At 68.2% G+C, this 14,607-nt stretch carries 14 protein-coding genes and 1 pseudogene; all 15 read left to right on the top strand.

All coding sequences use genetic code 11. The features are described from left to right. Positions 1 to 243: 243 nt before the first annotated feature. The 15 genes and pseudogenes from flhD to CFB39_RS01045 all read left to right on the top strand — a co-directional run bounded on the left by flhD (position 244) and on the right by CFB39_RS01045 (position 14,555). On the top strand, positions 244 to 564 hold the full coding sequence (flhD, locus tag CFB39_RS40680; protein ID WP_254600254.1) for a flagellar transcriptional regulator FlhD: 321 nt from the start codon (positions 244 to 246) through the stop codon (positions 562 to 564). Between the two features lie 92 nt (positions 565 to 656). Then, on the top strand, positions 657 to 1,211 hold the full coding sequence (gene flhC / locus CFB39_RS00980) for a flagellar transcriptional regulator FlhC (protein WP_011350591.1): 555 nt from the start codon (positions 657 to 659) through the stop codon (positions 1,209 to 1,211). 168 nt (positions 1,212 to 1,379) lie between these two features. Further along, positions 1,380 to 2,240, top strand: coding sequence for a flagellar motor stator protein MotA (gene motA / locus CFB39_RS00985; protein WP_011350592.1), 861 nt, complete (start codon positions 1,380 to 1,382; stop codon positions 2,238 to 2,240). A 13-nt stretch (positions 2,241 to 2,253) separates the two neighbouring features. Beyond that, a complete protein-coding gene (gene motB, locus CFB39_RS00990; RefSeq protein ID WP_039346832.1) occupies positions 2,254 to 3,279 on the top strand; it encodes a flagellar motor protein MotB in 1,026 nt (341 codons plus the stop codon). A 24-nt stretch (positions 3,280 to 3,303) separates the two neighbouring features. Further along, positions 3,304 to 3,681, top strand: coding sequence for a response regulator (locus CFB39_RS00995; protein ID WP_011350594.1), 378 nt, complete (start codon positions 3,304 to 3,306; stop codon positions 3,679 to 3,681). Positions 3,682 to 3,714: 33 nt separating this feature from the next. After that, a pseudogene (gene cheA / locus CFB39_RS01000) lies at positions 3,715 to 5,960 on the top strand (chemotaxis protein CheA). A 51-nt stretch (positions 5,961 to 6,011) separates the two neighbouring features. Then, positions 6,012 to 6,527, top strand: coding sequence for a chemotaxis protein CheW (gene cheW / locus CFB39_RS01005; RefSeq protein WP_043185043.1), 516 nt, complete (start codon positions 6,012 to 6,014; stop codon positions 6,525 to 6,527). 37 nt (positions 6,528 to 6,564) lie between these two features. Continuing rightward, positions 6,565 to 8,532: a methyl-accepting chemotaxis protein gene (locus CFB39_RS01010; RefSeq protein ID WP_089471939.1), complete on the top strand. Its 1,968-nt coding sequence runs from the start codon at positions 6,565 to 6,567 to the stop codon at positions 8,530 to 8,532. A 3-nt stretch (positions 8,533 to 8,535) separates the two neighbouring features. After that, positions 8,536 to 9,519, top strand: coding sequence for a CheR family methyltransferase (locus CFB39_RS01015; protein WP_089471940.1), 984 nt, complete (start codon positions 8,536 to 8,538; stop codon positions 9,517 to 9,519). After that, on the top strand, positions 9,516 to 10,241 hold the full coding sequence (cheD, locus tag CFB39_RS01020) for a chemoreceptor glutamine deamidase CheD (protein ID WP_089424236.1): 726 nt from the start codon (positions 9,516 to 9,518) through the stop codon (positions 10,239 to 10,241). The genes CFB39_RS01015 and cheD overlap by 4 nt, the downstream gene beginning before the upstream one ends. Continuing rightward, the gene (locus CFB39_RS01025) at positions 10,238 to 11,329 is read left to right on the top strand and encodes a chemotaxis response regulator protein-glutamate methylesterase (protein WP_089424237.1); all 1,092 of its coding nucleotides are present in this window, start codon (positions 10,238 to 10,240) and stop codon (positions 11,327 to 11,329) included. The genes cheD and CFB39_RS01025 overlap by 4 nt, the downstream gene beginning before the upstream one ends. Before the next feature lie 67 nt (positions 11,330 to 11,396). After that, a complete protein-coding gene (gene cheY, locus CFB39_RS01030; RefSeq protein ID WP_039346818.1) occupies positions 11,397 to 11,792 on the top strand; it encodes a chemotaxis response regulator CheY in 396 nt (131 codons plus the stop codon). 1 nt (position 11,793) lies between these two features. Next, on the top strand, positions 11,794 to 12,525 hold the full coding sequence (gene cheZ, locus CFB39_RS01035) for a protein phosphatase CheZ (protein ID WP_089424238.1): 732 nt from the start codon (positions 11,794 to 11,796) through the stop codon (positions 12,523 to 12,525). A gap of 262 nt (positions 12,526 to 12,787) precedes the next feature. Continuing rightward, the gene (locus tag CFB39_RS01040; RefSeq protein WP_089424239.1) at positions 12,788 to 13,291 is read left to right on the top strand and encodes a DUF2844 domain-containing protein; all 504 of its coding nucleotides are present in this window, start codon (positions 12,788 to 12,790) and stop codon (positions 13,289 to 13,291) included. Positions 13,292 to 13,307: 16 nt separating this feature from the next. After that, on the top strand, positions 13,308 to 14,555 hold the full coding sequence (locus CFB39_RS01045; protein ID WP_089471941.1) for a DUF3443 family protein: 1,248 nt from the start codon (positions 13,308 to 13,310) through the stop codon (positions 14,553 to 14,555). The last annotated feature ends 52 nt before the right edge of the window (positions 14,556 to 14,607 follow it).

The raw sequence follows: 14,607 nt of genomic DNA on the forward strand, positions 1-14,607 counted from the left end.
CCGCGCTGCCAGCCGCTTTCCCGATTGAGCCTTTCAATTCGCTTTGTCGGAAAAATTCCTACACGGTTTACAGACAAATCCTGCGCGGCATACGCCACTTCGCTGATACCGGCGCACATGCCGTTTGGCCAAAATTCGCCCTGTAAGACTATAAACGAGCCGACTGAGCGCCAAGAGCGCCCTGATCGAGCAAACGTTTTCATAACACGAATGGCCAAAGCAAAGCTCTTTAACGGGGGAATCATGAGCGCTACCAGCGAAATGCTCAGTGAGATCAAAGAGGTCAACCTGTCGTACCTCCTCCTCGCGCAACGCCTGCTGCGGGAAGACAAAGCGATGGGCATGTTCCGCATGGGCATTTCCCAGGAACTCGCCGACGTGCTCGCCAGCCTCACGCTCGCACAGACCGTGAAGCTGGCCGCGTCGAACCAGATGCTGTGCCGCTTCCGCTTCGATGATCACGCGCTGCTCTCGTCGCTCGCCGACAAGGGCCGCAGCGATGTCGTCGCGCACGCCCACTCGGCCATCCTGATGGCCGGGCAGCAGGTCGAAGGCGTCCGCTGATCCATCCCGCCTTGCGTTTGTCCCGGCGTGCCGCGCCGGTGGGCAGCGTATTGGCCATCCATCCGAATAACGTCAAGCGGACGGTTATCACCATGGCAAGCAAAAGCGTCGTGATCGAGGTGAAGGAAATCACCCTCGCCATCGAACTGATCGAACTGGGCGCCCGGCTGCAGCTGCTGGAAGCGGAGACGAGCCTGTCGCGGGACCGTCTGATCAAGCTGTACAAGGAACTGAAGGGCGTGTCGCCGCCGAAGGGGATGCTGCCGTTCTCGACCGACTGGTTCATGACGTGGCAGCCGAACATCCACTCGTCGCTGTTCTACAACATCTACCGGTTCATGCAGGACCACGGCCGCTGCGAGCCGATCCAGTCGATCGTGAAGGCGTACCGGCTCTATCAGGAGCACGTGAACCTGTCCGGCGACGAGGCCGCGCTGAGCCTCACGCGCGCGTGGACGCTCGTGCGCTTCTTCGATTCGGGGATGCTGCAGATGACCCCGTGCACGCGCTGCGGCGGTCACTTCGTCGCGCATGCGCATGATCCGCATCAAGGTTTCGTCTGCGGCCTCTGCCAGCCGCCGTCGCGCGCGGGCAAGACCCGCAAGGCCGCCGCCGCGCGCGCCGAACTGGCCGCTGCCGCGGCCTGAGCAGCGCCGGGTGGGGCGCTCAGGCCGCGCCGGGTGGCGCGAATCGTCTGCGAATTGCTGGTAAACACCGTCGGGCCGCCGCCTGGCCGCCCGCGAAAGTTTTCCTGCCGACTGCCGTAAACCTGTTTAACGGCGGTCTCCCCGCCGGTCATTCGTGAGGGACAGGCAGTGCTGATTATCGTGGGAACACTCGTGACGCTGTTGTCCGTCTTCGGCGGTTATGCGCTGGCAGGCGGGCATCTGGGCGCCTTGATCCAGCCGGTCGAGATCCTGATGATCGTGGGTGCCGGTGTCGGCGCGTTCATCCTCGGCAACGGCGGCAAGACCATCAAGGCCACGCTGCGCGTGCTGCCGACGCTCTTCAAGGGCTCGAAATACACGAAGGATGTCTACATGGAGCTGATGGCGCTTCTTTACGTGCTGCTCGCGAAGGCACGCAAGGAAGGCACGCTCACGCTCGAGGCCGACATCGACGATCCGGAAAAGAGCCCGATCTTCACGCAATACCCGAAGATCCTCGCCGATCATCACATCGTCGAATTCCTGACCGACTACCTGCGCCTGATGGTGGGCGGCAACATGAACGCGTTCGAGATCGAGAGCCTGATGGACGAGGAGATCGAGACGCACCACGCGGAAGGCGAAGGCCCCGCGCATGCGCTGATGCGCGTCGGCGACGCGATGCCGGCATTCGGTATCGTCGCGGCCGTGATGGGCGTCGTGCACACGATGGCGTCGGCCGACAAGCCGCCCGCGGTGCTCGGCGCGATGATCGCGCAGGCGCTGGTCGGCACGTTCCTCGGGATCCTGCTGTCGTACGGGCTGATCGGGCCGCTCGCGAGCCTCGCGGAGCAGCGCGTCGCCGAGTCGACCAAGATGTTCCAGTGCATCAAGGTGACGATCCTCGCGACGCTGAACGGCTATGCGCCGGCGATTGCGGTCGAGTTCGGCCGCAAGGTGCTGTTCTCGACCGAGCGCCCGTCGTTCTCCGAGCTCGAAGAACATGTGCGCCGCGTGAAGGCGAAGTGACGCGGAGCGCCCAATGAGCAAGAGCAAGGATCGCGCAATCGTCGTCAAGCGGGTGGCCCCGGCGAAGAAGGGCCACCACGGCGGCGCATGGAAGCTCGCGTACGCGGACTTCATGACCGCGATGATGGCGTTCTTCCTGCTGATGTGGCTGCTGAGCTCGGTCACGCCGGTGCAGCTGAAGGGGATCGCCGAATACTTCAACACGCCGCTGAAGGCCGCGCTGTTCGGCAGCGGCGACCGCAGCTCGCAGGATTCCAGCATCATCAACGGCGGCGGCCGCGACCTGTCGAGCGTCGACGCCGGCACGCTGCGCCGCACCGACGGCACCACGCAGCTCGCCGAACGTCTCGCGAAGATGGGCGACGAGCATTCCCGCTCGCAGGCGCAGAACGCGCAGGCCGCGCAGGACCGGCTCGAGCAGGCGCGCCTGCACGACCTGCAGATCAAGCTGATGGCCGCGATCGAGGCCAACCCGACGCTGCGCCAGTTCAAGCAGCAGATCCGCATCGATTCCACGCTGATGGGGCTGCGCATCGAGATCGTCGATTCGCAGAAGCGGCCGATGTTCGCGATGTCGAGCGACCACGTCGAGCCGTACATGCGCGACATCCTGCGCGAGATCGGCAAGACGCTGAACGACGTGCCGAACCGGATCATCGTCCAGGGCCACACCGACGCCGTGCCGTACGCGGGCGGCGAGGGCGGCTACAGCAACTGGGAGCTGTCGGCCGACCGCGCGAACGCGTCGCGCCGCGAGCTGATCGCGGGCGGCATGGGCGAGGCGAAAGTGCTGCGCGTGCTCGGCCTCGCGTCGACCCAGAACCTGAACAAGGCCGACCCGCTCGATCCGGAAAACCGCCGGATCAGCGTGATCGTGCTGAACCGCAAATCCGAAGAGGCGCTGATGCGCGACGATGCGACGACCACGACGCTGTCGGCCGATGCGGCCGGCTCGCAGCAGCTCGCGCAGCAGCTGGCCCCGGCGCCGGCCGTGCGCCCGGCGCTCGCGGCGTCCGCCGTCGCCGTGCCGAAACCCTGACGTTTACGAGATTCCGAGACAGACATGATCCGAACCATTCTCGCCATCGACGACTCCGCGACCATGCGTGCGCTGCTGCAGGCAACGCTGATGCAGGCCGGCTACGACGTGACGGTGGCGCCGGACGGCGAGGCCGGCTTCGACCTGGCGGCCACCGTGCCGTACGACCTGGTGCTGACCGACCAGAACATGCCGCGCAAGAGCGGGCTGGAAGTGATCGCCGCGCTGCGCAAGCTGACCGCCTATACGGAAACGCCGATCCTCGTGCTGACGACCGAAGGCAGCGACGCGTTCAAGGACGCCGCACGCGACGCGGGCGCGACCGGCTGGATCGAGAAGCCGATCGACCCCGCCGTGCTGGTCGACCTGGTCGCGACGCTGTCCGAGCCGGCCGCCTCCTGACATTCACGCGACGCATTCAACCCGGGACCGGGCATGACTCTCGACATCACTCAGTTCTACCAGACATTTTTCGACGAAGCGGACGAGCTGCTCGCACAGATGGAGCAGCTGCTGCTGAACCTCGACGTCGGCTCGCCCGACCCCGAGGATCTGGCCGCGATCTTCCGCGCCGCGCATTCGATCAAGGGCGGCGCGGCGACGTTCGGCTTTTCCGCGCTGACCGATACGACGCACATTCTCGAATCGCTGCTCGACCGCGCCCGCAACCATGAGCTGACGCTGACCAAGGAAATGGTCGACGCGTTCCTGGAGACCAAGGACGTGCTGTCCGACCAGCTCGTCGACTACCGCGCGAGCGCCGAACCGGACGCGGCCGCCGCCGCGACGATCTGCGCGAAGCTCGAACGGCTGAAGGCCGAGAGCGGCGCGGCCGCGCCGGCTGTCGCCGCCGTGGCGCCCGCGGCGCCGGTCGCGGCTGTCGTCGCACCGGCTGCGCCGGCCGTGGAACCGGCTGCCGGCGACGATCGCGTGCCCGACCACGTGATCGAGCAGGCCGTCGCGGCCGCGCATCCGGCGGGCGACGCAGGCGAAGGCGGCCCGCACCTGAAGATCACGCTCGTGGGCGTCGATGCGAAGGATCGCGAACTGCTCACCGAAGAACTCGGCAACCTCGGCCGGATCGTCGGCCGCGAGGAAGTGGGCGCCGACCTGACGCTGTGGGTCGAATCGGACGTGCCGTCCGACGACATCGTCGCCGTGTGCTGCTTCGTGATCGACGAAAGCCAGATCCGCGTCGGGCGCGGCACGGCGCCGGCCGCACCGGCGGCCGCGCAGGACGCCGCGGTGCCGGCCGCGGAACCGGCCGCCGCCGCGCAACCGGCGCGCGCCGAGGTATTCGCGCCGCAGGCCGCGGCACCGCAACCGGCGGCATCGGCACCGGCCGCACCAGATCGGCCGCCGCCGCGCAAGCGCCGCAGCCGGCCCAGCCGGCGGCGCACGCCGACCACGCGCCGCAGGCCGCCGCGCATCACGACGACAAGCGCGCCCGCCCGGCCGCCGCCGCGGCCTCGGGCGCCGAAGGCAGCTCGATCCGCGTCGGTGTCGAGAAGGTCGACCAGCTGATCAACCTGGTCGGCGAGCTCGTGATCACGCAGGCGATGCTCGCGGAAACCGCGAGCGCGTTCGATCCGGCGCTGCACGACCGTCTGTTCAACGGGATGGCGCAGCTCGAGCGCAACGCGCGCGACCTGCAGGAAGCGGTGATGTCGATCCGCATGATGCCGATGGACTATGTGTTCAGCCGCTTCCCGCGTCTCGTGCGCGACCTTGCCGGCAAGCTCGGCAAGCAGGTCGAGCTCGTCACGTTCGGCCAGGCGACCGAGCTCGACAAGAGCCTGATCGAACGGATCATCGATCCGCTGACCCACCTCGTGCGCAACAGCCTCGACCACGGGATCGAGACGGTCGACAAGCGCGTGGCCGCCGGCAAGGATGCCGTGGGCCAGCTGGTGCTGTCGGCCGCGCATCACGGCGGCAACATCGTGATCGAGGTGAGCGACGACGGCGCGGGCCTGAACCGCGAGCGGATCCTCGCGAAGGCCGCGAAACAGGGCATGCAGGTGTCCGACAACATCAGCGACGACGAAGTCTGGCAGCTGATCTTCGCGCCGGGCTTCTCGACCGCCGAGACGGTGACCGACGTGTCGGGCCGCGGCGTCGGGATGGACGTCGTGAAGCGCAACATCCAGTCGATGGGCGGCCACGTGGAAATCACGTCGGTGGCCGGCCGCGGCACGACCACGCGGATCGTGCTGCCGCTCACGCTCGCGATCCTCGACGGGATGTCGGTGAAGGTCGGCAACGAGATCTTCATCCTGCCGCTGAACTTCGTGATGGAGTCGCTGCAGCCGTCGAACGACGACATCTACACGGTCGGCAACGGCGAGCGCGTGGTGCGCGTGCGCGGCGAATACCTGCCGCTGGTCGCGCTGCACGAGGTGTTCTCGGTCGACGACGCGCGCACCGACCCGACGCAAGGGATCGTCACGATCATGGAAACCGAGGGGCGCCGCTTCGCGATGCTGATCGACGAGCTGGTCGGCCAGCAGCAGGTGGTCGTGAAGAACCTCGAAACCAATTACCGCAAGGTGCACGGCATCTCGGCGGCGACCATCCTCGGCGACGGCAGCGTCGCGCTGATCGTCGACGTCGCGGCGCTGAACCGCGAAACCCGTGCGATGCACGGCGCCCGTGCCGGCGCCGAGCTCGCGATGTTCTGATGTCACTCGCCATTCAACCGATTGGGGGCAAACGTGTCTGCTGAAGTCCAAATGATCAATCCGGCCGCGGCGAACGCGGCGACGAGCCGCCGCGACGCGGAACAAGGCGACGCGACGGGCCAGGAATTCCTCGTGTTCACGCTCGGCGACGAGGAATACGGGATCGACATCCTGAAGGTGCAGGAAATCCGCGGCTACGACAGCGTCACGCGCATCGCGAACGCGCCGGAGTTCATCAAGGGCGTGATCAACCTGCGCGGGATCATCGTGCCGATCGTCGACATGCGGATCAAGTTCCATCTCGGCCGCGTCGAGTACGACCACCAGACCGTCGTGATCATCCTGAACGTCGCGCATCGCGTGGTCGGGATGGTGGTCGACGGCGTGTCGGACGTGCTGACGCTGCAGACCGACCAGATCATGCCGGCGCCGGAATTCGGCGCGACGCTGACGACCGAGTACCTGACGGGCCTCGGCACGGTCGACGGCCGCATGCTGATCCTGATGGACATCGAGAAGCTGATGTCGAGCCGTGAAATGGCGCTGATCGAGACGCTCGGCGGGTAAGCGCGCCGCGCGCGCAGGAATTTCGGGAGAATCTGCAATGTTGCAAAACTGGTCGATCCGCACGACGCTCACGGCGGTCGGACTCATCCTCGTGGCGCTGGCCGCAGCCGTCGGCGGGCTCGGCCTGGTCGCGCTGAATCACGCAAGCCGCTCGCTCGACGCGATCGCCCACGTCGACCTGCCGGCGATCCACTCGCTCGACGATACGTCGTCGTACCTGCTGCGCGCACGCGTGTCGCTCGACCGCTTCCGCTCGTTGACGGAAGCCGGCAACACGGCCGAAGCGGCCAAGGTGCTCGACCGCGCGCAGGAGCTGTATGCGAAGTCGAACCAGAACTGGCAGGCGTTCCAGGCGACGCCGAAGCTCGGTATCGAGCAGGCGCTCGTCGACGACCTGGCCGCCCGCTACGCGACGATCGTGAAGGAAGGCGTCGAGCCCGAGTTCGCGGCTGCGCGCGCGGGCGACATGGCCGCGTACCACGCGGTCGCCGATACCAAGATCAGCCCGATGTTCGTCGCGTACGACCAGGCCGCGGCGGCCGTGGTCGCGTCGCTGCAAAAGCGCGCGGAAGATCGCCAGGCCACGACGCAATCGCAGATCTCGCTGATGATCGGGTTGATCGCGGCGGGCATCGCGATCGCGTTCGTCGTCGTGATCGCGATCCGCTTCGCGCTGCGCGGGCTGATCGTGCAGCCGCTGGAAGACGCGATCGCGCACTTCGAGCGCATCGCCGGCGGCGACCTCACGCAGCCGGTCAACGTGTTCAGCACCAACGAGATCGGCCGCCTGTTCGGCGGCATCAAGCGGATGCAGGACGCCGTCACGACGATGGTGCAGGCCGTGCATCGCGGTACCGAGTCGATCGACGTCGGCGCGCGCGAGATCTCGACCGGCAACACCGACCTGTCGCAGCGCACCGAGGAGCAGGCCGCATCGCTGCAGGAAACCGCGTCGAGCATGGAGCAGCTGACGGGCACCGTGCGGCAGAACGCGGAAAACGCGCGGCAGGCCAGCCAGCTCGCGGTGAACGCATCGGACATCGCGACGCAGGGCGGCGAGGTGGTCGGCCAGGTCGTGTCGACGATGCAGGACATCGCGGCAAGCTCGGGCAAGGTCGTCGACATCATCGGCACGATCGAAGGCATCGCGTTCCAGACCAACATCCTCGCGCTGAACGCGGCGGTCGAAGCCGCGCGTGCGGGCGAACAGGGCCGCGGCTTCGCGGTGGTCGCGGGCGAGGTGCGCTCGCTCGCGCAGCGCAGCGCGAGCGCGGCGAAGGAAATCAAGCAGCTGATCGGCGATTCGGCCGAGAAGGTCGAAAGCGGGTCGGCGCTCGTGTCGCGCGCGGGCTCGACGATGGACGAGATCGTGCAGGCCGTGCGCCGCGTGACCGACATCATGGGCGAGATCAGCGCCGCGTCGGACGAGCAGTCGACCGGCATCGAGCAGGTCAACCGCGCGGTCGGCCAGATGGATTCGGTCACGCAGCAGAACGCGGCGCTCGTCGAGCAGGCGGCCGCCGCGGCGGCGTCGCTCGAGGAGCAGACGCGCCAGATGAAGGCGATCGTGTCGGGCTGGCGCGTGGCGGGCGGCATCGTGCTCGCGCCGTCGCGCGGTGTCGCGCGGCCGGTCGCGCATGAGTCCGCGCCGGCGCTGACGTCGGAGCCGCGTTTCGACGCGGCGCCGGTCGCCGCGCTGCCGGCTCCGCAGGCTGCCGCACAACCGGCACGGCGCGCCGCGCCGGCGCCGCGTGCCGCCGCCGCGGCTGCATCGGGTGCGGGCCATGAAACGAAGCGTGCGGCCGAATCGGGCGCGCACGCGCACAAGGATGCACCGGCTTCCCGCGGCACGGCCGCGGGCGGCTACGGGCCGCGTCTCGCGAAAACCGCCGCACCGGCCGACAAGCCGGCCGCGAAGCCCGCGCTCGTGCGCCCGGCGCTGAACGGCGAGAAGCCGGCGGCGGCCACGGCCGGCACGTCCGACGACGATTGGGAGACCTTCTAAACCATGCCGCACGCGCGCGCGCCGTTTCGACCCGATGTACCGGATGCCTCGCCTCGCGCGGGCGAGCCGGGGCGCGACTTCGCGTTCACCAGCGCGGATTTCGCACGCATTCGCGCGCTGATCCATCAACGCGCGGGAATCTCGCTGTCCGAGCACAAGCGCGACATGGCGTACAGCCGTCTCGCGCGCCGCTTGCGGGCACGCGGCCTCGACACGTTCCGCGACTACCTCGACCTGCTCGAGCAGGAAGACGATCCGCTCGAGTGGGAAGCGTTCACCAATGCGCTGACGACGAACCTGACCGCGTTCTTCCGCGAGGCCCACCATTTCCCGATCCTGTCGGATTTCGTGAAGGGGCGGCCGGCGCCGGTCTCGGTCTGGTGCTCGGCGGCGTCGACCGGCGAGGAGCCTTACTCGATCGCGATCACGCTGATCGAGGCGCTCGGCGAATCGGCCGCGCGCGGTGCGTCGATCCTCGCGACCGACCTCGACACGCAGGTGCTCGCGAAGGCGGAGGCCGGCATCTACACGTACGACCAGGTCAAGCACCTGGCGCCGGAGCGGCTGAAGCGCTTCTTCCTGAAGGGCACGGGCGCGCAGGCCGGCCGCGTGAAGGTGCGCCCCGAGCTGCGCGCGATGATCCGCTTCGAGCAGCTGAACCTGACCGATGCGGATTACGGGATCGCGAAGCCGTTCGACGCGATCTTCTGCCGCAACGTGATGATCTATTTCGACAAGCCGACGCAGGGGCAGGTGCTGTCGCGCTTCGAGCCGCTCGTGAAGCCGGGCGGGCTGCTGTTCGCCGGCCATTCGGAGAACTTCACGTATGTCACGCAGGCGTTCCGGCTGCGCGGGCAGACGGTGTACGAACTGACCCGCGACGCCGCCCAGGGCGCGCGGCCGCGGGGCGCGCAGGCGAGCGCGATGCAGGCTCCCGCGCGCATGCATGCCGCGGGCGCCGCATCCGCTCTGGGAGAGCGCGGATGAGCGCCTTGCCGATCGCCACCAATCGCTACTTCGACAACCACTTCGGCCGTCCCGGCGTGAAGCTGCTGCCGAACGAGTTCTACACGACGTCCGAGGACATGGTGCTGATGACCGTGCTCGGCTCGTGCGTCGCCGCGTGCCTGCACGATCCGTACGCGGGCATCGGCGGGATGAACCACTTCATGCTGCCCGACGACGGCGCCGATCCGGGCGCGGCCGCGTCCGAATCGATGCGCTACGGCGCGTATGCGATGGAAGTGCTGATCAACGAGATGATCAAGGCCGGCGGGCGCCGCGAACGCTTCGAGGCGAAGGTGTTCGGGGGCGCCGCCGTGCTGGCCGGGATGACGACGATCAACATCGGCGACCGCAACGCGGATTTCGTGCGCCGCTACCTCGCGCTCGAACGCATCCGCATCACGGCGGAAGACCTGCAGGGCGTGCACCCGCGCAAGGTCGCGTTCATGGCGGCCACGGGGCGCGCGGCGGTGAAGAAGCTGCGGCTGCAGGTGCCGGGCGTCACCGAGCGCGAAGCCGCGCTCGCCCGCGAGGCCGATCGCGCCCGCGCCGCACGGCCGCGTCCGCAGGTCGAGCTGTTCGCGGCCAAGCGTCCGGCCCCGCCGCAGCCGGCGCGCCCGCGCATCGAGCTGTTCGGCGCGCGCAGCGCGGCGCCGGCCGGCGGCGTGCGGGCGGCGAACCTATCAAGAAAGCAGGAGGCATGACCGCAGTGCAGAAGATCAAAGTGTTGTGCGTCGACGATTCGGCGCTGATCCGCAGCCTGATGACCGAGATCATCAACAGCCAGCCCGACATGACGGTGTGCGCGACCGCGCCCGATCCGCTCGTCGCGCGCGAGCTCATCAAGCAGCACAACCCCGACGTGCTCACGCTCGACGTCGAAATGCCGCGCATGGACGGGCTCGACTTCCTCGAGAAGCTGATGCGCCTGCGGCCGATGCCGGTCGTGATGGTGTCGTCGCTGACCGAGCGCGGCTCGGAAATCACGCTGCGTGCGCTCGAACTCGGCGCGGTCGATTTCGTCACGAAGCCGCGCGTCGGGATTCGCGACGGGATGCTCGACTACGCGGAAAAGCTCGCCGACAAGATCCGCGCGGCGTCGCGGGCGCGCGTGCGCCAGGCGCCGCAGCCGCAGGCCGCCGCGCGCGCGACGGACAGCCACCCGGCCGCGCCGATGATCAACAACCCGCTCGTCAGTACCGAGAAGCTGATCATCATCGGCGCGTCGACGGGCGGCACCGAGGCGATTCGCGAAGTGCTGACGCCGCTGCCGCCGGATGCGCCGGCCGTGCTGATCGCGCAGCACATGCCGCCGGGCTTCACGAAGTCGTTCGCGCAACGGCTGAACGGCCTGTGCCGGATCGCGGTGAAGGAAGCCGAGCACGGCGAGCGCGTGCTGCCGGGCCATGCGTATATTGCGCCGGGCCACGCGCACCTGTTGCTTGCGAGAAGCGGGGCGAACTATATTGCGCAACTGTCGGACGAGCCGCCGGTGAACCGGCACCGCCCGTCGGTCGACGTGCTGTTCCGCTCGGCGGCGACGCACGCGGGCAAGAACGCGCTCGGGGTGATCCTGACCGGGATGGGCCGCGACGGCGCGGCCGGCCTGCTGGAAATGAAACGCGCGGGCGCTCACACGTTCGCGCAGGATGAAGCAAGCTGCATCGTGTTCGGGATGCCGCGCGAGGCGATCGCGCTCGGCGGCGCGGACGAGATCGTGCCGCTCGCCGAGATGAGCCGTCGCGTGATGGCGCGCCTGGCGACGATGGGCGACCGCGTGCAGCGCGTTTGAATGGAATGTCACGGGGCGCGTGCCACGATACGCGTCCCGACGGAAACGAATCTGGAAAGGAACGACGATGGACAAGAGCATGAAAATCCTGGTGGTGGACGATTTCCCGACGATGCGCCGGATCGTCCGCAACCTGCTCAAGGAACTGGGCTATTCGAACGTCGACGAGGCCGAGGACGGCGCGGCCGGCCTGGCGCGGCTGCGCGGCGGCGGTTTCGACTTCGTGATCTCCGACTGGAACATGCCGAACCTCGACGGCCTCGCGATGCTGAAGGAAATCCGCGCGGACGCGACGCTCACGCACCTGCCGGTGCTGATGGTCACGGCCGAGTCGAAGAAGGAGAACATCATCGCGGCCGCGCAGGCCGGCGCGAGCGGCTACGTCGTGAAACCGTTCACGGCCGCGACGCTCGACGAGAAGCTGAACAAGATCATCGACAAGATGGCGAAGACCGGGAGCTGACGTGAACGAGCCGATCCATGCCGCGCTGACCGGCGCCGGGTTCAGCGCCGACGGCCAGGCCGAAGGCGCCGATTTCGCGAGCGACCGCATCCTCGCGCGCATCGGCCATGTCACGCGCACGCTGCGCGATTCGATGCGCGAGCTCGGGCTCGACAAGCATGTCGAGCGGGCGGCGGAAGCCGTGCCCGATGCGCGCGACCGGCTGCGCTACGTCGCGACGATGACCGAGCAGGCCGCCGTGCGCGTGCTGAACGCGATCGAGGTCGCGAAGCCGATGCAGGAGCGCATCCAGAACGAGGCCGAGGCGCTCGATGCGCGCTGGGCGCAGTGGTACGCGGCACCGATCGAGCACGCGGAAGTGCGCGAGCTGATGGACGATACGCGCACGTTCCTGCGCACGCTGCCCGAATCGGCTTCGGCCACCCGCGCGCAACTGCTCGAGATCATGCTCGCGCAGGATTTCCAGGACCTGACCGGGCAGGTGATCAAGAAGATCATGGACATGGTCTACCTGATCGAGCAGCAGCTCCTCACGGTGCTCGTCGAGAACATCGCGCCCGAGCGGCGCGAGCAATTCGCGGCCACCGCGGCTTTGCTCGCGGCCGAGCAGATCAGCCCGACCGGCAGCCCCGAGTCGCTGCTGAACGGCCCGCAGATCGCGCCGGAAGGCAAGACCGACGTGGTCCAGGACCAGGGGCAGGTGGACGACCTGCTCGCCAGCCTGGGCTTCTGACCCTGCCGCGGGCATCGGCGCGCCGCGTCTCGCAGCGGCGCCCGATGCCCGCGTCACACCGTCCCCCGCACTGCTTCACCGCGCACGCGGCCCCCGCGTGGCGCAGCGCGATCCTGCGTCAAATTGACACTTCGACACACTCAGCAGGCATACTACGCGTCAGCAGCAACGTAGCGTCAATCGTACGATTTCATATGTTGGCTGGTGGCGCGGACGCGATGGCCGCACCGCCGTCGACGAAGCCAGTCCCTTGGGGGGGAACGTGAAGCTGAAACGCTTGGGCTGGGCCGTCGCGCACGCGACGGCTGCAATGGGTGTGCTGTGGAGCGTCCACGCATACGCTGAACTGGGCGGCGCGCCGATGTCGCCGCCGGCGGACGATCGGGCCGCAACCGTGCGCGCACTGCAGCGCGCGATGCGTTCGGCAGACGGCATGCAGACGAGCACGGCCGCCTATACCGTCCGCGAGATCACGCTCGGATCGGGCACCGTCATCCACGAATACACGTCGGCCGCCGGCAGCGTGTTCGGCCTCGCATGGCAAGGGCCGACGATGCCGGATCTCGCGTCGCTGCTCGGCAGCTATTTCCCGCAGTACACCGCAGGCGTCCAGGCGGCGCACCAGGCGCGCGGCTGGCGCGCGCCCGTGTCCGTCGACACCAGCGGCCTCGTGATCCGGACAGGCGGCCACATGGGCGCCTTCTCGGGCCAGGCGTGGCTGCCGGCGGCGCTGCCTGCCGGCCTGACCGGCACCGACATCCAGTGACAGCGGGAGAGCGATCTTGAGAATTCCTCGTACATTCAAGCGCTGGCTCGGCGTGCTGGGCCTTGCGGCGGCAACGGCCGTCCTCGTGACGGCATGCGGCGGCGGAGACGGCGGCGGCGGCAGCAGCTCGGGCAACAACGGCAACGGCGGCAACAACGGCAACGGCGGCTCGGACGGCAATTCCGGGAACACGGCCGTCATCACCGTCAGCGCCGGCGTCGCGAACGTGATCAACATCCCGACCGTCAGCCTGAAGGTCTGCGCGCCGGGCACGTCGAACTGCCAGGTGGTCAACAACGTGCTCGTCGATACCGCGTCCTACGGGTTGCGGCTCGTCGGCAGCGCCGTGTCGGGCGTGCTCGGCAGCCTCCCGCAGGTGACGAGCGGCGGCGCGCCGGTCGCCGAGTGCGGCAAGTTCGTGTCGAGCTATACGTGGGGGTCGGTGCGCACGGTCGACCTGTCGATCGGCTCCGAGCAGGCGAGTTCGCTGCCCGTGCAGATCATCGGCGACCTCGGCACGACCAACGTGCCGAGCTCGTGCACGAACGGCGGCGCGTCGGCCAACTCGGCGAGCGCGCTCGGCGCGAACGGGATCCTCGGCATCGGGCCGGCGCCGGTCGACTGCGGCACGACCTGCGCGACGTCGACGTCGACGAACAACAACTATTACGCGTGCCCGAACGGCAACAACGCCAACTGCACGGTCGCGCTCGTGCCGGTGGCGCAGCAGGTCGCCAACCCGGTGCATCGCTTCGCCGACAGCAGCGGGGTGAGCGTGAGCATGTCGAAAATTTCGGACAGCGGGCAGGCCAGCGCCACCGGCACGCTGACGTTCGGCCTGCCCGACCTGACCGGGAAGACCGTGATGACGTCGACCACGACGGGCGACGTCAGCGCGACGTTCCAGGGGCGCAACGTGACCGCGTTCTTCGATACGGGTTCGAATGCGTACTTCTTCAACGATACGTCGGGCACGTTGCCGACCTGCCCGAAGAACACGCAGTTCTACTGCCCGTCGACGACGACCAGCAATTCGGCGACGCTGACCGGCCAGAACGGCGTGAGCGGCACGGTGACGATGCCCGTCGTGAACGCGGACTCGCTGTTCTCGAACCCGTCGACGTTCGCGTTCGACGACATCGCGGGCCCGTTCGGCTCGTCCAGCTGGCTCGACATCGGCATGCCGCACTTCTACAACCGGACGATCTACTTCGGGATGGACAAGACCGCGAGCGGCGGCGCGGCGCCTTTCGTCGCGTTCTGACGCGGCACGGCGACACGCAGGACCCAGGGGGCGAGCGATCGCCCCCTTTTTT

It is taken from the genome of Burkholderia sp. AU6039 (assembly GCF_002223365.1).
GTDB lineage: Bacteria > Pseudomonadota > Gammaproteobacteria > Burkholderiales > Burkholderiaceae > Burkholderia.